This is a genomic window from Microbacterium sp. 10M-3C3, assembly GCF_003931875.1.
Lineage (GTDB): Bacteria > Actinomycetota > Actinomycetes > Actinomycetales > Microbacteriaceae > Microbacterium.
The window spans coordinates 508,469-527,551 of sequence record NZ_CP034245.1; the positions used below are offsets into that span (position 1 = coordinate 508,469).

General features: G+C 73.0%; 18 protein-coding genes. 12 read left to right on the forward strand and 6 right to left on the reverse strand.

The annotated features are described in order from the left end of the window. Window positions 1-39: 39 nt before the first annotated feature. The 6 genes from EI169_RS02340 to EI169_RS02365 all read left to right on the forward strand — a co-directional run bounded on the left by EI169_RS02340 (window position 40) and on the right by EI169_RS02365 (window position 7,161). Entirely contained in the window at window positions 40-1,173 is a 1,134-nt protein-coding gene (locus tag EI169_RS02340) for an FAD-dependent oxidoreductase (RefSeq protein ID WP_125130635.1), read from the forward strand. Further along, window positions 1,170-2,177, forward strand: a complete 1,008-nt coding sequence (locus EI169_RS02345; protein ID WP_125130637.1) for an amidohydrolase family protein — start codon at window positions 1,170-1,172, stop codon at window positions 2,175-2,177. Before EI169_RS02340 ends, EI169_RS02345 begins: the two co-directional genes overlap by 4 nt. Beyond that, a complete protein-coding gene (locus tag EI169_RS02350) occupies window positions 2,174-3,160 on the forward strand; it encodes a fumarylacetoacetate hydrolase family protein (RefSeq protein ID WP_125130638.1) in 987 nt (328 codons plus the stop codon). Before EI169_RS02345 ends, EI169_RS02350 begins: the two co-directional genes overlap by 4 nt. After that, window positions 3,157-3,921 carry an SDR family NAD(P)-dependent oxidoreductase gene (locus EI169_RS02355; protein WP_125130641.1) on the forward strand — a complete coding sequence of 255 codons (765 nt, stop codon included), beginning with the start codon at window positions 3,157-3,159 and terminating at the stop codon, window positions 3,919-3,921. Before EI169_RS02350 ends, EI169_RS02355 begins: the two co-directional genes overlap by 4 nt. Window positions 3,922-4,045: 124 nt before the next feature. After that, window positions 4,046-5,596 (forward strand): MFS transporter, encoded by a 1,551-nt coding sequence (locus tag EI169_RS02360; protein ID WP_125130643.1) that lies wholly within the window; start codon window positions 4,046-4,048, stop codon window positions 5,594-5,596. Continuing rightward, on the forward strand, window positions 5,593-7,161 hold the full coding sequence (locus EI169_RS02365) for a GMC oxidoreductase (protein ID WP_125130645.1): 1,569 nt from the start codon (window positions 5,593-5,595) through the stop codon (window positions 7,159-7,161). The genes EI169_RS02360 and EI169_RS02365 overlap by 4 nt, the downstream gene beginning before the upstream one ends. A gap of 70 nt (window positions 7,162-7,231) precedes the next feature. Here EI169_RS02365 and treS read toward each other — a convergent pair whose 3' ends face one another. Then, complete coding sequence (treS, locus tag EI169_RS02370) at window positions 7,232-9,538, reverse strand: maltose alpha-D-glucosyltransferase (RefSeq protein ID WP_125133286.1); 2,307 nt, start codon at window positions 9,536-9,538, stop codon at window positions 7,232-7,234. Window positions 9,539-9,725: 187 nt separating this feature from the next. Here treS and EI169_RS02375 point away from each other — a divergent pair, with 187 nt between their 5' ends. Further along, window positions 9,726-10,499, forward strand: coding sequence for an alpha/beta fold hydrolase (locus tag EI169_RS02375; RefSeq protein ID WP_125130647.1), 774 nt, complete (start codon window positions 9,726-9,728; stop codon window positions 10,497-10,499). Then, the gene (locus EI169_RS02380; RefSeq protein ID WP_125130649.1) at window positions 10,496-11,164 is read left to right on the forward strand and encodes an alpha/beta hydrolase; all 669 of its coding nucleotides are present in this window, start codon (window positions 10,496-10,498) and stop codon (window positions 11,162-11,164) included. The genes EI169_RS02375 and EI169_RS02380 overlap by 4 nt, the downstream gene beginning before the upstream one ends. 7 nt (window positions 11,165-11,171) lie before the next feature. Here EI169_RS02380 and EI169_RS02385 read toward each other — a convergent pair whose 3' ends face one another. After that, entirely contained in the window at window positions 11,172-11,507 is a 336-nt protein-coding gene (locus EI169_RS02385) for a nuclear transport factor 2 family protein (protein ID WP_125130651.1), read from the reverse strand. Window positions 11,508-11,572: 65 nt separating this feature from the next. Here EI169_RS02385 and EI169_RS02390 point away from each other — a divergent pair, with 65 nt between their 5' ends. Continuing rightward, window positions 11,573-12,997, forward strand: coding sequence for an FAD-dependent oxidoreductase (locus tag EI169_RS02390; protein ID WP_125130653.1), 1,425 nt, complete (start codon window positions 11,573-11,575; stop codon window positions 12,995-12,997). Window positions 12,998-13,002: 5 nt separating this feature from the next. Here EI169_RS02390 and EI169_RS02395 read toward each other — a convergent pair whose 3' ends face one another. Further along, on the reverse strand, window positions 13,003-13,548 hold the full coding sequence (locus tag EI169_RS02395) for a hypothetical protein (protein WP_125130655.1): 546 nt from the start codon (window positions 13,546-13,548) through the stop codon (window positions 13,003-13,005). Between the two features lie 79 nt (window positions 13,549-13,627). Between EI169_RS02395 and EI169_RS02400 the strand changes: the two genes are divergently transcribed. The 3 genes from EI169_RS02400 to EI169_RS02410 all read left to right on the forward strand — a co-directional run bounded on the left by EI169_RS02400 (window position 13,628) and on the right by EI169_RS02410 (window position 16,402). Then, a complete protein-coding gene (locus tag EI169_RS02400) occupies window positions 13,628-15,094 on the forward strand; it encodes an MFS transporter (protein WP_125130656.1) in 1,467 nt (488 codons plus the stop codon). Window positions 15,095-15,395: 301 nt separating this feature from the next. Further along, on the forward strand, window positions 15,396-15,911 hold the full coding sequence (locus EI169_RS02405; RefSeq protein WP_125130659.1) for a gluconokinase: 516 nt from the start codon (window positions 15,396-15,398) through the stop codon (window positions 15,909-15,911). After that, window positions 15,908-16,402: a metallophosphoesterase family protein gene (locus EI169_RS02410; protein ID WP_125130661.1), complete on the forward strand. Its 495-nt coding sequence runs from the start codon at window positions 15,908-15,910 to the stop codon at window positions 16,400-16,402. Before EI169_RS02405 ends, EI169_RS02410 begins: the two co-directional genes overlap by 4 nt. Window positions 16,403-16,404: 2 nt before the next feature. Here EI169_RS02410 and EI169_RS02415 read toward each other — a convergent pair whose 3' ends face one another. Genes EI169_RS02415 through EI169_RS02425 form a run of 3 tightly spaced genes read right to left on the reverse strand, consistent with a single transcriptional unit; the run spans window position 16,405 to window position 19,023 of the window. Continuing rightward, complete coding sequence (locus tag EI169_RS02415) at window positions 16,405-17,589, reverse strand: acetyl-CoA C-acetyltransferase (RefSeq protein WP_125130663.1); 1,185 nt, start codon at window positions 17,587-17,589, stop codon at window positions 16,405-16,407. After that, window positions 17,586-18,239 (reverse strand): CoA transferase subunit B, encoded by a 654-nt coding sequence (locus EI169_RS02420; RefSeq protein ID WP_205783861.1) that lies wholly within the window; start codon window positions 18,237-18,239, stop codon window positions 17,586-17,588. Before EI169_RS02420 ends, EI169_RS02415 begins: the two co-directional genes overlap by 4 nt. 1 nt (window position 18,240) lies before the next feature. Next, on the reverse strand, window positions 18,241-19,023 hold the full coding sequence (locus EI169_RS02425) for a CoA transferase subunit A (RefSeq protein WP_125130665.1): 783 nt from the start codon (window positions 19,021-19,023) through the stop codon (window positions 18,241-18,243). Between the last annotated feature and the right edge of the window lie 60 nt (window positions 19,024-19,083).

Consider the following 19,083-nt stretch of genomic DNA (forward strand, 5'->3'; position numbering starts at 1 on the left):
CATCCACCCTCCCCGAACCGGAACAGTGAGGTTTCGTCCATGACCGCAGTGAACACCGTCGCGATCGTCGGAAGCGGAGTCGCGGGACTCGCGACCGGCATCCAGCTGGCCAAGGCCGGCGTCCAGGTCGACCTCTTCGAGGCCAAGCCCGAACTGGGCACGGGTGGCTCGGGCATCTCCCTGCAGGGCAACGCCCTGCGCGTGTTCGACCAGCTCGGCGCGTGGGACGACATCCGCGCGGCCGGCTACGCCTTCGAGGGGCTGAACCTGCGCGCTCCCGGCCCCGGCGCGCCGATCGTCGCGTCACTGCCCGACGTCAAGACCGGCGGCCCCGACTACCCCTCCGCGATGGGGATGCCGCGCGCCGAGCTCGCCCGCATCCTCTTCGAGCACGCGCAGCGCGCCGGCGTGCGCTTCCACTTCGGAAGCCGCGTCACCGCGATCACGCAGACCGACGAGGCCGTCGAGCTCGTCGTCGACGGAACACCGGCCGGCACGTTCGACCTCGTCGTGGGCGCCGACGGCATCAACAGCACGGTGCGCGAGCTCATCGGCATCACGACCAAGCCCGAGCCGACCGGCATGGGCATCTGGCGCACCTTCGTGTCCCGGCCCGCCGAGGTCGAGCGCAGCGAGCTCTACTACGGCGGCCCGGTCTACATCGCGGGCTACACCCCGACCGGCGCGAACAGCATGTACGCCTTCCTCGTCGAGAAGGCGCAGGATCGCACCGCGGTCGACGCCGACGAGGCGACGCGCATCATGGTGGAGGAGTCGCGCGCGTACGACGGGCCCTGGAACAGCATCCGGGCCGACCTCGAAGGCGGCGCCGCAGCGAACTACACGTGGTTCACGAAGCACATCGTGGATGCGCCGTGGAACCGTGGCCGGGTGGTCGTGATCGGCGACGCGGCGCACTCGTGCCCTCCCACGATCGCGCAGGGCGCTCCGCAGGGGCTCGAAGACGCCGCGGTGCTGAGCGAGCTCCTGGTCGAGCGGGACGCGCTCGACCAGGAGCTGTGGGACACCTTCCACGCGCGGCGGATCCCGCGCGCCACCGCGGTCGTGCAGGCGTCCGTGCAGCTCGGGCAGTGGCAGATCGACGGCGACCGCGACGCGGACGCGGGCGGACTCATCTTCGGCATCGCACAGCAGATGGCGGTGCCGGCATGAGCGTCACCGACGTGCACGCCCACGTGCTGCTTCCCGGCATGCACGCCGAGGTGGAGCGGCGCGCCCCCGAGCTCGTCGCCGAGGCCGCCGATCTGGAGCGTCGCCGCAACGGCGTCGCGAGTCTCCAGGCCTCGGGCGCGATGGTCGGCGCCCGGATCCCGCAGCTCACCGACGTCTCGGTGCGTCTGGCGGCGATGGACGCGCGGGGCGTCGACCGCCAGTGGGTGAGCGTGTCGCCCAACCACTTCTACCCGTGGGCGCCGGAGGGGCTCGCGGTGTGGGTGGCGAGCGAGACGAACCGGCTCGTCGCCGAGCACGTCGCGCAGGCGCCCGACCGGCTCACCGGCCTCGGCGTCGTGCCGCTGCAGCACCCCGACCGGATCGTGGAGTACCTCGACGACGCCGTGCTCGGCCGCGGCCTCGCGGGGGTGGAGATCTCCTCCTTCGCGGGCGACGTCGAGTTGTCCGACCCGCGGCTCGAGCCGTTCTGGGCGCGCGCCGCGGAGCTGAAGGCGGTCGTGTTCCTGCACCCCTTCGGATGCAGCCTCGACGAGCGGCTCGATCGCTTCTACCTGTCCAACACGGTCGGGCAGCCGGTCGAGAACGCCGTCGCGCTGTCGCACCTGATCTTCGCCGGCGTCCTCGACCGGCACCCCGAGCTGCGCCTCGTCGCGGCCCACGGCGGCGGCTACCTCCCCACCGCGATCGGGCGCAGCGACCGCGCATGGCACGTGCGCCCCGAGGCGCACGGGTGCGCGCACGCGCCGTCGACGTACCTGCGGCGGCTGTGGTTCGACACCGTCGTGCACGACGCCGGTGCGCTGCGCGCCCTCGTGGAGATCGCGGGTGCGTCGCAGGTCGTGCTCGGCAGCGACTTCCCCTTCGACATGGGACTGGACGACCCGGCGGCCTTCGTGCGCGATGCGGGCCTCGACGCCGACGTGGTCGCGGCGATCCTCGGTGGCAACGCCGACGCGCTGCTCGAGGCGAAGGTGCACGCATGAGGATCGCGCGCTGGCGCGACGGCGCCGACATCGGCGAGGGCTTCGTCATCGGCAACCGCGTCGTGCCGTTCCCCGACGGGCTGACCGTCGCGCACGTCCTGTCGCAGGGCCTGCCGGCCGTCGCGGGACTCGCCGCGCGCGTCGAGGGCGAGCCGGGCACCGCCCTCGCGGACGTCGAGCTGCTCGCGCCGGTCGTCCCCGCGGCCATCCGCGACTTCGTCGCGTTCGAGGAGCATGTCGAGGGCATCAGCGCCTCCGTCGACGGGCGCGGCGAAGTCGTGCCGGAGTGGTACCAGGCGCCGACGTTCTACTTCACGAACCCCCACACGGTCCTCGGCCCCGGGCAGAGCGTGACCCCTCCCGAGACGGAGCGGCTCGACTTCGAGCTCGAGGTGGCGGTCGTCCTCGGCGCGGTCGAGGGATCGGACGGCGTGAACCTCGCGCCCGAGGAGGCCGCCGGCCACATCTTCGGCTACACGATCATGAACGACTGGTCGGCGCGGGATCTGCAGGCGCGGGAGATGAAGGTGCGCCTCGGACCCGCGAAGGGCAAGGACTTCGGCACCGCGCTGGGCCCGTGGATCGTCACGGCCGACGAGATGGCGGAGTACCTCGACGCCGAGGGCTTCCTCGAAGTGCGCGCCGAGGCGCGGATCAACGGCGAGCTCGTCGGCGACGACCTCGTGTCGAACATGGGCTGGCCCTTCCCCGAGCTCGTCGCGTACGCGTCGCGCAACGCGCGCGTCGTACCCGGCGACGTGCTCGGCTCGGGCACCGTCGGAAACGGCGGGTGCCTCGGCGAACTGTGGGGACGCCGCGGCGCCCTCACACCCCCGCCGCTGCAGCCGGGTGACGTCGTCTCGTTCACGGTCGAAGGGCTCGGCGAGCTCTCCGGCACGGTCGGCGAGCCGGCGCCCGCGCCCCCGGTGCACGCGGCCCGGCCCCGCCCGCGCCGGCGACACCGCGACGACGCCGGAGCATGAGCGAGGGCCTGCGCGACCGCACGGTGGTGGTCACCGGGGGCGCGCGCGGCCAGGGTCTCGCCGTGGTGCAGCGCCTGACCGCGGCGGGAGCGCGCGTGGTCGCCGTCGACCTCGACGACGCGCCGGAGCTCGGCGTGCCCGGAGTGCGGTACCGCGCGCTCGACGTCGCCGACGAGGCCGCGTGGCGCGCGCTCGCCGACGAGCTGCGCGCCGACGGGCACGGCCCGGTGCGGGGCCTCGTGAACAACGCGGGCATCACGCATCGGGCGCGCGTCGGCGAGGTGGAGCGGGCGGCGTGGGAGCGGGTGCTCGCGGTGAACCTCACCGGGCCGCTGCTGGCGATCCAGGCGCTCGCGCCGCTCATGGCGGCGGGGTCGTCGATCGTCAACATCGGATCGGTCGCGGCGCTGAGCGGCCACTACCCCGTGGCGTACACGGCGTCGAAATGGGGTCTGCGCGGGCTCACCCACGCCGCCGCGGGCGAGCTCGGACCCCGTGGCATCCGGGTGTCCATCGTGCACCCCGGCTTCATCGAGACGGACATGACGGCGTCGGCGCCCGACGCGATGCGCACGGCGCAGCGGCTCATCACACCGCTCGAGCGGACGGGCGAGCCGGACGACGTCGCGGCGGCGGTGGAGTTCCTGCTCTCGGATGCCGCGCGCTTCGTCAGCGGCGCCGAGCTCACCGTCGACGGTGGTCAGGCCTCGTCGGCCGGAGCGAAGGTGCTGTCGGATCGCCTGCGGGATTCTTCCGACTGATTCCGACAGAAGTGATACGATGACACTGACGTCGGGGCCCGCTCAGGGTCCGATCGCCGGGGCGCAGGGGCCGCGGCGGCACACTCCGTCGCGTCGACGGCCCGATCGATCGGGCACCCTTCGCATGACTCTGTCACCGGTGCGCTTGCGCCTTCTCGTCGTCTCCCTCCTCACGGTGTCGTTCCTCGGCGCCCTCGACCACACCGTCGTCTCGACGTCACTCGCCACGATCGCGGGCGAACTCGGCGCCCTCGAGCACATGAGCTGGATCATGGTCGGCTACACGCTGTCGGCCACCGTGATGCTGCCCGTCCTCGGCAAGCTCGGCGACGTGCTGGGGCCCCGGCGCGTCTTCCTCGCGTCGCTCGCGCTGTTCCTGGCCGCCTCCCTCGTGTGCGGGCTCGCGCCCTCGCTCGGGTGGCTCATCGCCGCCCGCGTCGTGCAGGGCCTCAGCTCCGCCGGGCTGCAGCTGATGTCGCAGACGATCATCGCGCGCGTGACGAGCCCGCGGCAGCGCCCGCGCTACATGGCGATCATCGGCGCGGCGTTCCCCATCGCGATCGTGCTCGGACCCGTGCTGGGCGGTCTCATCACGGACTTCTGGGGCTGGCCGTGGGTGTTCTGGATCAACCTGCCGGTCGGCGTCGCCGCCCTCGCCCTGGCCCTCGTCGCCGTGCCGCATCTGCCCGGCGGCGCGCATCCGCGCTTCGACGTCGCCGGCGCCGTGCTGTTCAGCGGCGCCCTCCTCGCCCTCGTGCTGGGGGTCACCGCCGTCGGCGAGGGGCTCCTCGTCGCGTCGCTGCTGTGCTTCGCCGCAGCCGCGGCGTGCCTCGTGGCCTTCGCCTTCGTCGAGCGCCGTACGACCGCGCCGATCATCCCGCTGCCGCTCCTGGGCAACCGCACGATCGCGGCATGCCTCGCACTGTCGACGATCATCGGCACCGGGCTGTTCGCGATCACGAGCTTCCTGCCCACCTACTTCCAGATGGCCTACCGCACGAGCGCCACGGTCTCGGGCATCGTGCCGATTGCGACGGTGCTCGGCATGCTCGTGAGCAACCTCGTGACGGGGTCGCTCGTCTCGCGCACCGGTCGCTACCGGCCGTACCCCATCGCCGGCACCGCGCTGGCCGCCGGCGGTCTCCTCGTCATGGCGGTGCTTCCGGTCGGGCTGCCGCTGTGGGTGCCGGCCGCCGTCATGGCCGTCGTCGGCATCGGCACGGGCGCCTTCATGAACCTCATCTTCGCGCTGGTGCAGTCGTCGGCTCCCCGCGAAGACCTCGGCATCGTCACCGCGACCGCGAACCTCGTGCGCCAGGTCGGCTCGACGCTCGGCACCGCCGTCATCGGGGGCGTCGTCGGCTTCGGCGTGGCGCTGGCGCTGCCGGCGGGCCTGGATGCGGCGACCCTGACGCCGCAGAGCGTCCACACCGCCTCCGGCGCCGTGCAGGACGCGGTGGCCGGCGTCTACCACGACGTGTTCGCACCGATCTTCCTGGCCCTCGCGGTCGTGTACGCGCTGGGGATCGTCGCGGCCGTGCTGCTCCCTGGCGGCCGGCTCTCCGACGAGATGCCCGCCGCAGCTCCTGCCGACCCGCAGACCGCCACCGAACCCCAGACCCCCACCGAACCCCAGACCGCTGACGCGGCCCCCGTATCGAGGAGAAACCCATGACCGACACCCCGACCGTCGTCGTCGTCGGAAGCGGCCCGATCGGCGCCGCCTACGCGCGCGAGGTGCTGGAGAACCATCCGACGGCGCGCGTCGTCATGTTCGAGGCGGGGCCGCAGCTCACGCCCGTCCCCGGCCAGAGCGTGCGCAACATCGCCGACCCGGAGGAGAAGGAGCGCGCCCGCGAGATGTCGCAGGGCCCGCAGGCCGGCGCGCATCGCGAATCGCTGGGCCTGCCGGCCGGCGTCGTCGTGGAGGGCATGTTCACCGCCCGCGGCGGCACGCACCTGATCGACTTCGGCGGGGAGGGCAGCGGCCACGCTCCGAGCTTCCCCGCCGCTGCCGCATCCACCAACGTCGGCGGCATGGGCGCGCACTGGACGTGCGCGATCCCGCGCCCGCACCAGTCCGAGAAGATCTCGTTCATCCCGGACGACGAGTGGGAGACGCTCATCGGGCGGGCGGAGACCCTGCTGCACGCGCAGTCGGCCGCGTTCGCAGACTCCCCGATCGGCGGCGCGATCCGTGCGCTGCTCGACGAGGAGTTCGGCGCCGAGCTCCCCGAGGGCCGCGGCGTCGGCACGCTTCCGGTCGCCGGAGACCCGCAGCCCGACGGCTCGATGGTGTGGGCCGGCGCCGACGCCGTGTTCGGCCCGCTGCTGGACGCCGACTCGCCGCTGTCGCGTCGGTTCCAGCTGCACGACCTCTCGCTCGTGCGCGAGGTCGTGCGCGACGGCGACCGCGTGACGGGCGTCGTCGTGGAGGACCTGCGCACGCGCGAGACGCGCACCGTGGCGGCCGACGCGGTCGTCGTGGCCGCCGACGCCTTCCGCACGCCGCAGCTGCTGTGGGCCTCGGGCATCCGCCCCGCCGCCCTCGGCCGCTACCTCACCGAGCACCCGGTCGTCATCGGCACCGTCGCCCTCGACGCCGACCGCATGTCGCGCCACGCGACCGAGGAGCAGCTGGCCGAGGAGCTGGAGCGGCGCGCGCAGAACGCCGCCGACCCGGTGGCGGCGGTCAACCGCATCCCCTTCTCCGAGCCCGGCCACCCGTACTCGCTGCAGGTGATGTACGCCGAGCGCCCGCCGTTCGAGCTCGACCCGTCGAACCCGCACGCGGGCAACAAGTGGGGCTACGTCAACATGGGCTACGGCATGCGCAAGCGGCCGCGCGTGGAGGACGGCGTCACGTTCGACGACGACGAGCGGGACTACCGCGGCTTCCCGAACATGACGATCGAGTACGCGCTCACCGACGCCGAGCAGGCCGAGATCGACGAGGCGACCGAGCGGCTGCGCCGGGCCGGTGCGGCCCTGGGCGCGTTCGTCGCGGGCCCGCGCCTGCTCCCGGCGGGCTCGAGCCTGCACTACCAGGGCACGACGCGCATCGGGCAGGCCGACGACGGCACGTCGGTCGCCGACGCGTACTCGCGCGTGTGGGGCGTGGAGAACCTGTGGGTGGGCGGCAACGGCACGATCCCCACCGCCACGACCGTGAACCCGACGCTCATGAGCGTGGCGATCGCCGTCCGCGGCGCGCGCGCCCTCGCCGCGTCGCTCGCCTGACCCAGTTGCGTGAATCGGCGGCTACCCCTGCCCGGGTAGCCGCCGATTCACGCCAGATGCGGGGCTGCGCTCAGTCCTCGGGGCGGATGATCGGGATCGTCCGGGTCACCGGATGCGCGTCCGACTCGGGGTCGGGCGGCGTGAGCAGGAGGAACCGGCCCTCGTAGGGCGCGAGGTGCAGCGGGAAGCTCTGCAGGTCGTCGACGCGGCCGACGGCCTCGCCCGTCTCGCCGTCGACGACCTCGCTGCGCGGCTCGAGGCACTCCGACCGCACGGTGCCGTCGATCTCCTCGGGCGAGAAGTTCAGCACCGTGATCTGGATGGGCGCGTCCTCCTGCCGGCGGTCGCCGCCGTCGAGGCGGTGGACGAGCACGAGCATGCTCGGATGCGCCACGGGTGGCACGTCGACCTGCGACGCGACCGCGATGCCGTGCTCGCGCCGCACGTCCAGGAGCCCGCGCAGTCGGCGCGCGAACGAGCCGGGGTCGTCGAGCTGCGCGGGCAGCGAGCCGTACAGCGAACGCGCCCGGGGCATGCCCGCGACGGAGCGCGTCGCATCCGGGGCGACGTCGAGCAGATCGTGCGCACCGCGTTCGATCCACCGCGTGTCGCCCGACGCGATGAGCGAGCGCACGTCGTCGGCGGGCAGGGTCAGCGTGCCGGTGAGGTCCCACCCCGACAGCGCGAACACGCCCGGCTGCCACGCGTTGTACTTCGCCAGCAGCAGGTGCGCCTCGCGGATGCCGGCCACATCCGCGTCGACGATGTCCTCGAGCGTCGGGCGGCCCTGCGCGGCCGCGATGAGCGACGTCGTCGTGCACGCGATGCCGTTCTGCGTGAACGGCAGGTTGTAGTCCGCGTCGACGGTGAGCACCTGCGTGAGCTCGGCGCGGATGAGACGCGCGAGGTCGCCGCCGGTGATCTCGCCGTGCCGGAACGGGAAGACGTCGTCGCGGTGCGTGGTGGCCCAGTGCACGAGCTCGTACGTCAGCTCGTCGTGGTTCTGCAGCCCGTGGACGAGCTGCGCGGGCTCCACGCCGAGCTCGAGGGACGTGTTGAGCGTCAGCCGCAGGAACTCGGTGTCGCCGGTGGCGAGGGCGTGGTGGTAGGCCGGGCGCGTCACGAAGTCGTACGACAGGTCGGCGCCTACGGCGCCGGTGTCGCGGATGTCCTCCATCGTGAGGTTCAGCTCCTGGAACGTGAAGCCGCCGACCTTGCGCACCATTCCCGCGATGATGTGGTTCGCCGCCTGCGAGAGCGGGTGCCCCTCCGACCATGCCGGCAGGCCCTCCGCGCTCTTCTCGACGCCGAGGAAGCCGTTCGCGTCGAGCCGCAGCGCGCTCGATCCGAGGTCGCCGAGCGAATGCAGGGCGTCGCCGATCACGAGCCTCATGCCCGAGAAGGTCGGGTCGAGCCAGTTGATCGAGGGCTGACCCTCCTTGAAGTAGTGCAGGTACACCCAGCGCCGCTCCACGCCATCGGTGCCCGTCACGGGCGCCGTCGCGCTCCAGTTCGTCTCCTTCACGCCCGGCGTGTAGAAGATGACGCGCTGCAGCTCCCCGATGATGTAGCCGCGCTCGCTCAGCTCGCGCTCGCGCTCGGCGTCGAGGTTGACGGAGTCCCGGCCCTCGGGCACCTCGGGGAGCAGCCCCCAGTCCTCGGGCGGGATCTCGATCATGTGGTAGATGCCGGGGTAGTCCTTGTAGGCCATCTCGGCCAGGCGGAAGTCGGCGCCCTTGCCGGTGTGGCCGGGCACGATGTCGTCGATGACGCTGCCGCCGTGCGCATCGGCCACGTCCGCGAGGCGCCGGAAGGCGGCCTCGTCGCCGAACTCGGGGTCGATCTGCGTGCTGATGCGGTCGAAGTGGCCGTCGACGCTCGGGGTCTGCTGCCATCCGGTGATGCCGCCGGCGCGTTTGACGGGCCCGGTGTGGATGCCGGTGATGCCGATCGCCTCGAACGCCTCCCATAGCGCCTCGTCGCCGAGCGCGTCGAGGAAGGGGACGCCGGGCCGCGTGATGAGCGAGATCGGATAGGCCGTGAACCACACGTCGCTCGTCTCGATCGCGCGCCGGGCGTCGGGTCGGGCGTAGGGGTTCCGCCACATCGAGGGCTGGCCGGAGAGCTGGCGGCCGAGCACGTCGGCGTCCTTGAGCATCGACTGGCGCACGAGCCATTCGACGTACGCGGGGTTCGATCCGTTCGCGGTGCGCGGATCGGTCGCGAAGCGGCGGAGCGCCCCGCTGCGCAGCTGATCGCGGGGGCGCAGGCGGCGCGGACGCGCGGGGTAGCGCTGCTCGTCGTAGCTGATCTCGGGAGCGGCGCTCTCCTCGACCGCCTCGCCCGCGGTCTCCTCGGCCACGCCGCGTTCCACCACCTCGTGCTCGACCGGCTCCTCCACCGCGGTCCTCCCGTCCTCGTCCGACCCGGTGTGCCCGACGATACCGCCGCCGATCCGATGCCGGGCGATGCTTGACACCGACCGTCGCCGACGGGCGATGATGCCGCGCGGCCGGCGCAACCCCCGGCGCCCGGGTCGCGCGACGCGGCTAGCGTGAGCGTCCATGGAACCCGAGCTGCGCGACGTGCCCGTCGGCGATCTCGTCGTGCGTGTGCACTCGTCGGCGGGGCGCGACGGGCGTCGCCCGTGGGTGCTCGTGCACGGCATCGGCATGTCGCACCGCTACTTCCGGCGGCTGCACCGCACGCTCGCCGCGCGCGGCGAGACCGTCCACGCCGTCGACCTGCCCGGGTTCGGCGGGCTGCCGCGCCCGCGGCGCGACCTCGGCATCCCGGCGATGTCGGACGCACTGGCCGAGGCCCTGCGGACGCTCGGCGTGCCGCGCGCGCTCGTCGTCGGGCAGTCCATGGGCACCCAGTGGGTGACGGCGCTCGCGGCGCGTCACCCGCAGCTGGTCGCCGGTGCGGCGCTGATCGGACCGGTCGCCGACGAGCGTCACCGCACCGCCCGCGCCCAGGCCGCCGCGCTGTTCGTCGACACGCTGCGCGAAACCCCGGGGGCGAACCTCCTCGTCCTGACCGACTACGCACGGTGCGGCACGGGCTGGTACGCCGCCCAGCTCCGGCACATGCTCGCGTACGACGCCGCGGGCGCCATCGCCGAGGTGGCCGCGCCCATCCTCGTCGTGCGCGGGGGGCGGGACCCGATCGCCGGAGCGCGGTGGGCCCGGCGGATGCGGGATGCCGCCGCATCCGCGCGTCTGGTCGAAGTGCCCGGGCACGCGCACAACGTGCAGCACAGCGCGCCGCGCACCCTCGCCGCGGCGCTGTCGGCGTGGGCCGCGACGATCGCTCCCGACGCGGGGGAGCGGGGGTGAGCCGCCTCGCGCAGCGCGCGGCGTGGTGGGTGCGCGACTACGCCTACGCCGCCGTCTGGCAGCTGCGCGCGGCTGTCGACCGCACCGACCCCGTGCCGCTCGAGGCCGGCGCGGGCACGCCGATCGTGATCCTGCCGGGCGTCTACGAGACGTGGCGCTTCCTGCAGCCGCTCATCGTCGCCCTGCACGCGCGCGGGCATCCCGTGCACGTGGTCGCCCTCGCGCGACGCAACGGCGCCCCCGTCGCCGAGCTCGCGGGCCTCGTCGCCGAGGAGCTGCGCGAGCGCGACCTGCACGACGTCGTCCTCGTCGCCCACAGCAAGGGCGGACTCGTCGGGAAGGCCGCCATGCTGCGGCGCGACGCCGCCGGGCGCATCCGCGGCATGGTGGCGGTCGCGGCGCCGTTCGGCGGCTCGCGCTACGCGCGGCTCATGTGGGGCCGGACGCTGCGGAGCCTGTCGCCGACGGATGCGACGATCCGCGCCCTCTCGCACGAAACGGCCGTCAACGCGCGCATCGTGTCGGTCTACGGGCGCTTCGACCCGCACATCCCCGAGGGCAGCATGCTCCCCGGCGCCAAGAACGTCGAGCTCGACACCGGCGGGCACTTCCGCATCCTCGCGCACCCGCGCGTCATGGCGGAGGTCGCCGCGCTCGCGGAGTGAGCCGGGGTCACTCGGGCGCGATCGTCATGCGCGAGATCAGCCCGTCGCGCACCGCGAACGTGATGGGGCTCGTGCCGTTGTAGCCGTCGCCGCGCACCGTGACGGTGACCACGTACGTGTCGGGCTCGGGGCCGGGGTGCCAGTCGACGACGTCGAAGTGCGAGCGCCGGCCGATGTTGTCGCTCGCGTTCCACGCCGCCGCGCCGCCCCGCCCGTGGAACGTGCGGCCCCAGTCCTCGAGCACCGCGTCGTCGGTGAACGCGGCGACGAACCCCTCCGAGTCGCCGGCGTTGGTCGCGTCGATGAAGGCCGCGATGGGCGCCGGCAGCGGGGCGTTCGTCATCCGTCCATTCCAGACGGTGCCGCACGGGGGTGTCAATGCGGCGCGGACGGGCCACACTGGTGGACATGTCGAACGTCACGGCATACGGACACGATCTGCGGCACGACCCCGCGGCGCTGAACGCGTCGTTCGCCGACGCGCGCCCGGTGTCGTTCTGGCTCGACAGCCCGGACCGCCCGCAGGCTCGCCCCGCGCTCGCGCACGACCTCGACACCGATCTGCTCGTCGTCGGGGGTGGCTATTGCGGGCTGTGGACCGCGCTGATCGCGAAGGAGCGCGACCCCGGCCGCCGGGTCGTGCTCGTGGACGGCCACCGCATCGGCTGGGCGGCGTCGGGCCGCAACGGCGGATTCGTCGAGGCGAGCCTCACCCACGGCGCCGACAACGGGCGCCGCCACTTCGCCGACGAGCTGCCGATCCTCGACCGACTGGCCGAGGAGAACTTCGAGGCGCTCGCCGCGACGATCGAGCGCTACGGCATCGACGCCGAGTTCGAGCGCGCGGGAGAGCTCACCGTGGCGACAGAGCCGCATCAGGTGCCGTGGCTGCGCGAGGCCGCCGACGCCGGCGAGGGCGTCTTCCTCGAGGGCGAGGCGCTGCGTGCCGTGGGCGGCTCGCCGCTGTACCGCGCCGGGCTCATGGCCGAGCACGGCACCGCGTACGTGCACCCCGCGAAGCTCGCGTGGGGGCTCGCGCGGGTTGCCGAGGAGCTCGGTGTCGTCGTGCACGAGGGCACGCCGGCGCTGCGCCTGCGGCGGGACGGCGACCGCGTCGAGGTCGACACGCCCCGCGGCCGCATCCTCGCCGCCCGTGTGGCGCTGGCCACGAACGGCTTCCCGTCGCTGCTGCCGAGCCGCCGGCTGTTCACCGTGCCGATCTACGACTACGTGCTCATGACCGAGCCGCTGTCGGCGGCGCAGCTGCACGCGATCGGCTGGACGGGCCGCCACGGCATCACCGACTCCGGGCGCGAGTTCCACTACTACCGCAAGAGCGCCGACGACCGGATCCTGTTCGGCGGCTACGACGCGATCTACCACCGCGGCCGCCGCATCCGTCCGTCGCAGGACGAGCGCGCGGCATCGTTCGAGCGCCTCGCCGACCACTTCCTCTCGACCTTCCCGCAGCTCGACGGCATCCGCTTCACGCACCGCTGGGGCGGGATGATCGACATGTCCACGCAGCTCGTCGCTTTCCACGGCGCCGCGCACGGCGGGCGCGTCGCCTACAGCGCCGGCTACACGGGGCTCGGCGTCGCCGCCACGCGCTTCGGCGCCGAGACGATGCTCGACCTCCTGGAGGGTCGCGACACCGCGCGCACGCGACTGCGGATGGCGCGCCGGCTGCCGATCCCGATCCCGCCGGAGCCCGTGGCGTACCCGCTCATCCAGGCGATGCGGCGCGCGGTCGCCGCATCCGACCGAAACGGCGGCAAGGACGGACTGCTGCTGCGCGCCGCCGGGTGGCTCGGGGTCGGCTTCGACTCCTGACGCGGCTACGGCGCGGGCAGGGTGAACGTCACTCCGGCGCTGCTGCCCTCGGGGCCTTGGAACACGAGGGACGACGGCGGGCCCGCCGTCGAGGCGACGACCGCGCAGCCGCGCTGCTCGTATCCGAGTCCCGCCCCGTAGTCGTGAGCGGCGGGCGGATCGCACAGGGCGAGCTCCCGGGGCACCGATAGCGTCGTGGCGTCGGCAGGGGAGCCGGCGACCAGATCCTGCGCCGGGCTGAAGTCGGCGTCACCGCTGAGGGGGGCCCACACGTAGCTGACGTAGTAGGGCGTGGCCCTGTCGAGGTCGTGGACTCCGGGCGCCATGACATCGCCGAGCGCACCCGGCTCGCCCGCCGCGACCCCGGTCGGCTTCACGGCCACGATCGTGGCGTCGCCCTCGGTGGACGTGTAGCGCACGACTCCCCACTCGCCGGCGTCCACGACCGTCTCATCCGGCACCACGGCGTCGGCCGCCGGTGCGTCGGAGGCGCGAGGTGCGACTACGCGATCGACGTCACCGCTGTACTCCTCGACCTCCCCGTCGGTCAAGACGGCCCGTCCGGCGCTGTGCGAGGAGTAGAACGTTTCCCGGTGCGAGCGACGTATGCCCGCGCGGGAGGGAGCCTCGATGTCGTCGTCCGGGTTGCAGGTGAAGGAAGTGCGCTCGCTGGTGCCGGCGCGGATGGATCGGCTGCCGTGGGCCCGGTTCCACTGGATGATCGTCGTGGGCCTCGGCTTCTCGTGGATCCTCGACGGGCTCGAGGTCCAGATCGTCGCGGCCAACGGCTACGCGAAGACCCTGGGCATGGGCTCGTTCGAGGTCGGCCTCGCCGGCACCGCGTACCTGCTGGGCCAAGTGTGCGGTGCGCTCGTGTTCGGGCGTCTCACCGATCGGCTCGGACGCAAGAAGCTCTTCATCATCTCCCTCGCGGTCTACCTCATCGGCAGCGCCGTGGCGGGTCTCGCGTTCGCGCCGTGGTTCTTCTACATCTTCCGCTTCATCGCCGGCGCCGGCATCGGCGGCGAGTACGCCGCGATCAACTCCGCGATCGACGAGATCATCCCCTCGAAATACCGCGGGCGCGTCGACATCGCGATCAACGGGACCTACTGGGGTGGCGCGGCGCTCGGCGCCGTCGCGAACGTGTTCTTCCTGAACACCGACATCCTCCCGCAGGACCTCGGCTGGCGCCTCAGCTTCTTCCTCGGCCCGATCCTGGGTCTGCTGATCATCTGGCTGCGCCGGCACATCCCCGAGAGCCCGCGATGGCAGATGACCCACGGGCAGGAGGACGCCGCCGAGCGCAACGTCGACGAGATCGAGGAGCGGCTGCGGCGCGAGGGCAAGACGATCGAGCCCGTCGACGAGTCCAAGGCGATCACCGTGAAGGAGTACGGCCGGGTGCCGTTCCTCGTGATCGCGAAGGTGCTGTTCCAGAAGTACCCGCGGCGCACGCTCGTGGGCGTGACGATGATGGTGACGCAGTCGTTCCTGTACAACGCGATCTTCTTCACGTACGCACTCGTCCTGGAGAACTTCTACGACACCCCGCCGGCGTCGGCGTCGCAGTACTTCATCATCTTCGCGATCGGCAACCTCGCCGGGGCGCTCGTGCTCGGGCACTTCTTCGACACGTGGGGGCGCCGGCGGATGCTGTTCGGCACCTACGTGCTCGCGGGGCTCATCCTGCTCGTGAGCGCGTTCCTCTTCCAGGCGGGCGTGCTCAACGCGGCCACGCACACGGCCTTCTGGTGCGCGTCGTTCTTCTTCGCGTCGGCCGGCGCCTCGGCGGCGTACCTGACGGTGAGCGAGATCTTCCCGCTCGAGCTGCGCAGCCAGGTGATCTCGTACGTCTTCTCGATCGGTCAGCTCGTCGGCGCCGTCGCGCCGGCGCTGTACGGCGCCCTGATCGGCGACGGCACAGATCGCGAGCCGCTGTTCTGGGGGTACGTGCTCGGCTCGGTCGTCATGATCGTCGGCGGCGTGATCTCGGGCGTCTTCGGCGTGAGCGCCGCGGGCAAGTCGCTCGAGGACATCGCCGATCCGCTGTCGCTCGTGGACGGCCCGAAGACCGCGGTCACCCCCGACCGCTGAGCCCCACCCCTCGCGCACGAATTCAGGCTGCGCGTCGCCGGTCGGCTTCGCCGGGCCGGAATTCCGCGCCCGGTCGGTTGCCGCGACCGTGGCCAGCCTGAATTCGTGTTCGACCGGGGGAGTCGCCTCGGTCCGGAGCCACTTCTGGCCCGACGGCGGCCGCCGCCCGCCGCCCCTCCGCACGTATTCAGGCTGCGCCGTCGCCGGCGGGCTCGCCCGGGCCGGAATTCCGCGCCCGGTCAGTCGGTGCGACCGTGGCCAGCCTGAATTCGTGTCGGGGTGGGGTGGCTAGGCTCGGAGGATGCCCGCAGCGCTGCCGCCGATCGTCGTGATGGGGGTCTCGGCCGCCGGGAAGTCGAGCGTGTCGGCGGCGCTCGCGCTGCTGCTCGGGGTGCCGTGGCACGACGCCGACGACCTGCATCCGCCCGTCAACGTCGAGAAGATGGCGGCCGGCATCCCGCTCACCGACGACGACCGGTGGCCGTGGCTCGACGCGGTCGGCGCCGAGCTCGCCGCGGGGGAGGCGGACGGCGGCGTGATCGTCGCGTGCTCGGCGCTGCGCCGGGCGTACCGCGACCGCCTCCGCGCGGCCGCGCCGGGCACTGTGTTCGTGCACCTGACCGGCGCCGACGCGCTGCTCACGCAGCGGGCGGCGGCGCGGGTCGGTCACTTCATGCCCGCGACGCTGCTCGCATCGCAGCTCGCGACCCTCGAGCCGCTGCAGCCCGATGAGGCGGGTGCCGCGCTCGACGTGATCGCGCCGGTCGCCGACCTCGCCGACGCGGCCGCGCGGTGGATACGGGGCCGCGCGGCATGACCACACGGCTGCTCGTCGTCGCCGACACGCACGTGCCGGTGCGGGCGAAGGCGCTCCCCGAGGCGGTGCTGCGGGCGGCGGATGCGGCGGATCTCATCGTGCACGCGGGCGACTGGGTCACCGCGGCGGTCCTCGACGAGCTCGAGCGGCACGGCCAGGTGCTGGGGGTGTGGGGCAACAACGACGGCGCCGACCTGCACGCACGGCTGCCGGAGGTCGCCCGCCGCGACATCGAGGGCGTGCGGTTCGCGGTCGTGCACGAGACCGGAGCGGCCGCCGGGCGCGAGGCGCGCATGGATGCAGCGTTCCCCGACACGGATGTGCTCGTCTTCGGGCACAGCCACATCCCGTGGGACACCACGACCCCGCGGGGCCTCCGTCTCCTCAACCCCGGCTCGCCCACCGACCGCCGCCGCCAGCCGTACAAGACGTACCTGACCGCGACCGTCGAGGACGGCGCCCTCCGCGACGTCGACCTCGTGCGCCTCTGAGGTCAGCGGGTCAGGATGAGCGCGTCGCCCTGACCGCCGCCGCCGCACAGCGCCACCGCGGCCGTGCCCGAGCCGCGGCGCACGAGCTCGTGCACGGCGTGCACGACGAGCCGGTTGCCGGACGCGCCGATCGGATGGCCGATCGCGATGCCGCCGCCGTGGATGTTCACGACGTCGTCCGACAGCCCGAGTTCGGCCTGCGACCGGGCGACGACGGCGCCGAACGCTTCGTTGATCTCCACGAGGTCGAGGTCGGCGGTGGCGATGCCCTGCCGCTCGACGGCCTGCGCGATCGCGCGCGCGGGCTGCTCGTGCAGCGAGTTGTCGGGGCCGGCGACCTGGCCGACGGCGCCAAGGGTCGCGAGCACGTCCCAGCCGCGCTCCTCGGCCACGGCGCGCGTGGTGAGCACGACCGCGGATGCGCCGTCGGAGATCTGCGACGAGTTGCCGGCCGTGATCGACCCGCCCTCGGCGAACGCCGGGCGCAGGCCCGCGAGGGTCTCGACGGTCGTGTCGGGACGGATGCCCTCGTCGGCGGTGACGACGATCGGCGCGCCCTTGCGCTGCGGGATCTCGACCGGCACGATCTCGGCGTCGAAGACGCCCGCCTGCTGCGCCGCGGCGGCGCGCTGGTGCGAGCGGGCCGCGACGGCGTCCTGCGCCTCGCGTGTCACCTCGAAGCGCGCGTTCGCGCGCTCGGTGGATGCGCCCATGCTCTCGCGGTCGAACGCGTCGGTGAGGCCGTCGTACGCCATGTGGTCGAGCGCCTCGATCGAGCCGTAGTTCCAGCCGGTGCGCGAGTTCATGAGCAGGTGCGGGGCGCGGGTCATCGACTCCATGCCGGCCGCGACGACGACCGTCGCATCGCCGGAGCGCAGCATCCGGGCGCCGTCGATGACGGCCGTGAGGCCCGACAGGCACACCTTGTTGACCGCCGAGGCGTGCACGTTCCAGCCGAGTCCGCCCGCGATCGCGGCCTGGCGCGCGGGGTTCTGGCCGGCGCCGGCCTGCAGCACCTGGCCGACGAGCACGGCGTCGATCGCGTCGGCAGGGATACCGCCGCGCTCGAGCGCGCCGCGGATCGCGATGCCGCCGAGCTCGGTGGCGGTGAGGGCGGCCAGCTGCCCCTTCAGCCGGCCCTGCGGCGTGCGGGCGGCGGCCACGATGACGACGTCGTCGGTGCTCATGCGTTCTGCTCCTCGGGGATGCGGACGGTCAGGGACGGCTCGGTGGCCGCCATGACATCCTCCACCGACACGCCGGGGGCGGTCTCGACGAGGACGAGTCCGTCGGGGGTGACGTCGATGACGGCGAGGTCGGTGATGATGCGGTCGACGACGCCCTTGCCGGTCAGCGGCAGCGAGCAGGCGTGCACGATCTTGGGGGAGCCGTCCTTCGCGACGTGCTCCATGAGCACGATGACGCGAGCGGCGCCGTGGACGAGGTCCATCGCGCCGCCCGGGCCCTTCACCATCTTCCCCGGGATCATCCAGTTCGCGAGATCGCCGGATGCGGAGACCTGCATCGCGCCCAGGATCGCGGCGTCGATCTTGCCGCCGCGGATCATGCCGAAGCTCAGCGCCGAGTCGAAGAACGCCGCGCCGGGAAGGGTCGTGACGGTCTCCTTGCCGGCGTTGATGAGGTCGGGGTCGACGGCGTCCTCGGTCGGGTACGGACCGACGCCGAGGATGCCGTTCTCCGACTGCAGCACGACCGTCACGTCGTCGGGGACGTAGTTCGGGACGAGGGTCGGCAGGCCGATCCCCAGGTTCACGTACGCGCCGTCGGCGAGCTCGCGGGCCGCGCGCGCGGCCATCTCCTGTCGGGTGAGCGCCATGTCAGTTCCCCTCTGCGGCGGCGGCGCGCACGGTGCGTCGCTCGATGCGCTTCTCGATGCCGGTGCCCACCTCGACGATGCGGTGCACGTAGACGCCGGGGAGGTGGACCGTGTCGGGGTCGAGGTCGCCGGGCTCGACCAGCTCCTCCACCTCGGCGATGCACACACGCCCGGCCATCGCGGCGAGCGGGTTGAAGTTGCGGGCCGCCTTGTTGAAGACGAGGTTGCCGTGGCGGTCGCCGCGCAGGGCGTGGACGAGCGCGAAGTCGGTGACGATCGCCTCCTCGAGCACGTAGTCGCGCTCGCCCGCACCGAGGTCGAACGTGCGCACGTCCTTCTTCGGCGAGGCGACGGCGACGCCGCCCGAACCGTCGTAACGGCGAGGGAGACCGCCCTCGGCGACCTGCGTGCCGACGCCGGTCTGCGTGAAGAACGCGGCGATGCCGGCGCCCCCGGCGCGCAGCTTCTCGGCGAGCGTGCCCTGCGGCGTGAGCTCGAGCTCGAGCTCGCCGGAGAGGAACTGCCGCTCGAACTCCTTGTTCTCGCCGACGTACGACGATGTCATCTTGCGGATGCGGTGGGCGTTCAGCAGCACGCCGAGCCCCCAGTCGTCGACGCCGCAGTTGTTGGACACGGCCGACAGATCGGTCGTGCCCTGCGCGAGGAGCGCGTCGATGAGGGCGATGGGGTTGCCGGAGAGGCCGAAGCCGCCGACGGCGAGCGAGGCGCCGTCCGGGATGTCGGCGACGGCCTCGGCCGCCGAGGGCCAGGTCTTGTCGATCACGCGTACTCCTTCGTCGTGAGAGGCCGCGTCGGTGCGGCGGGCGCTCTCCCCATCGTGCGC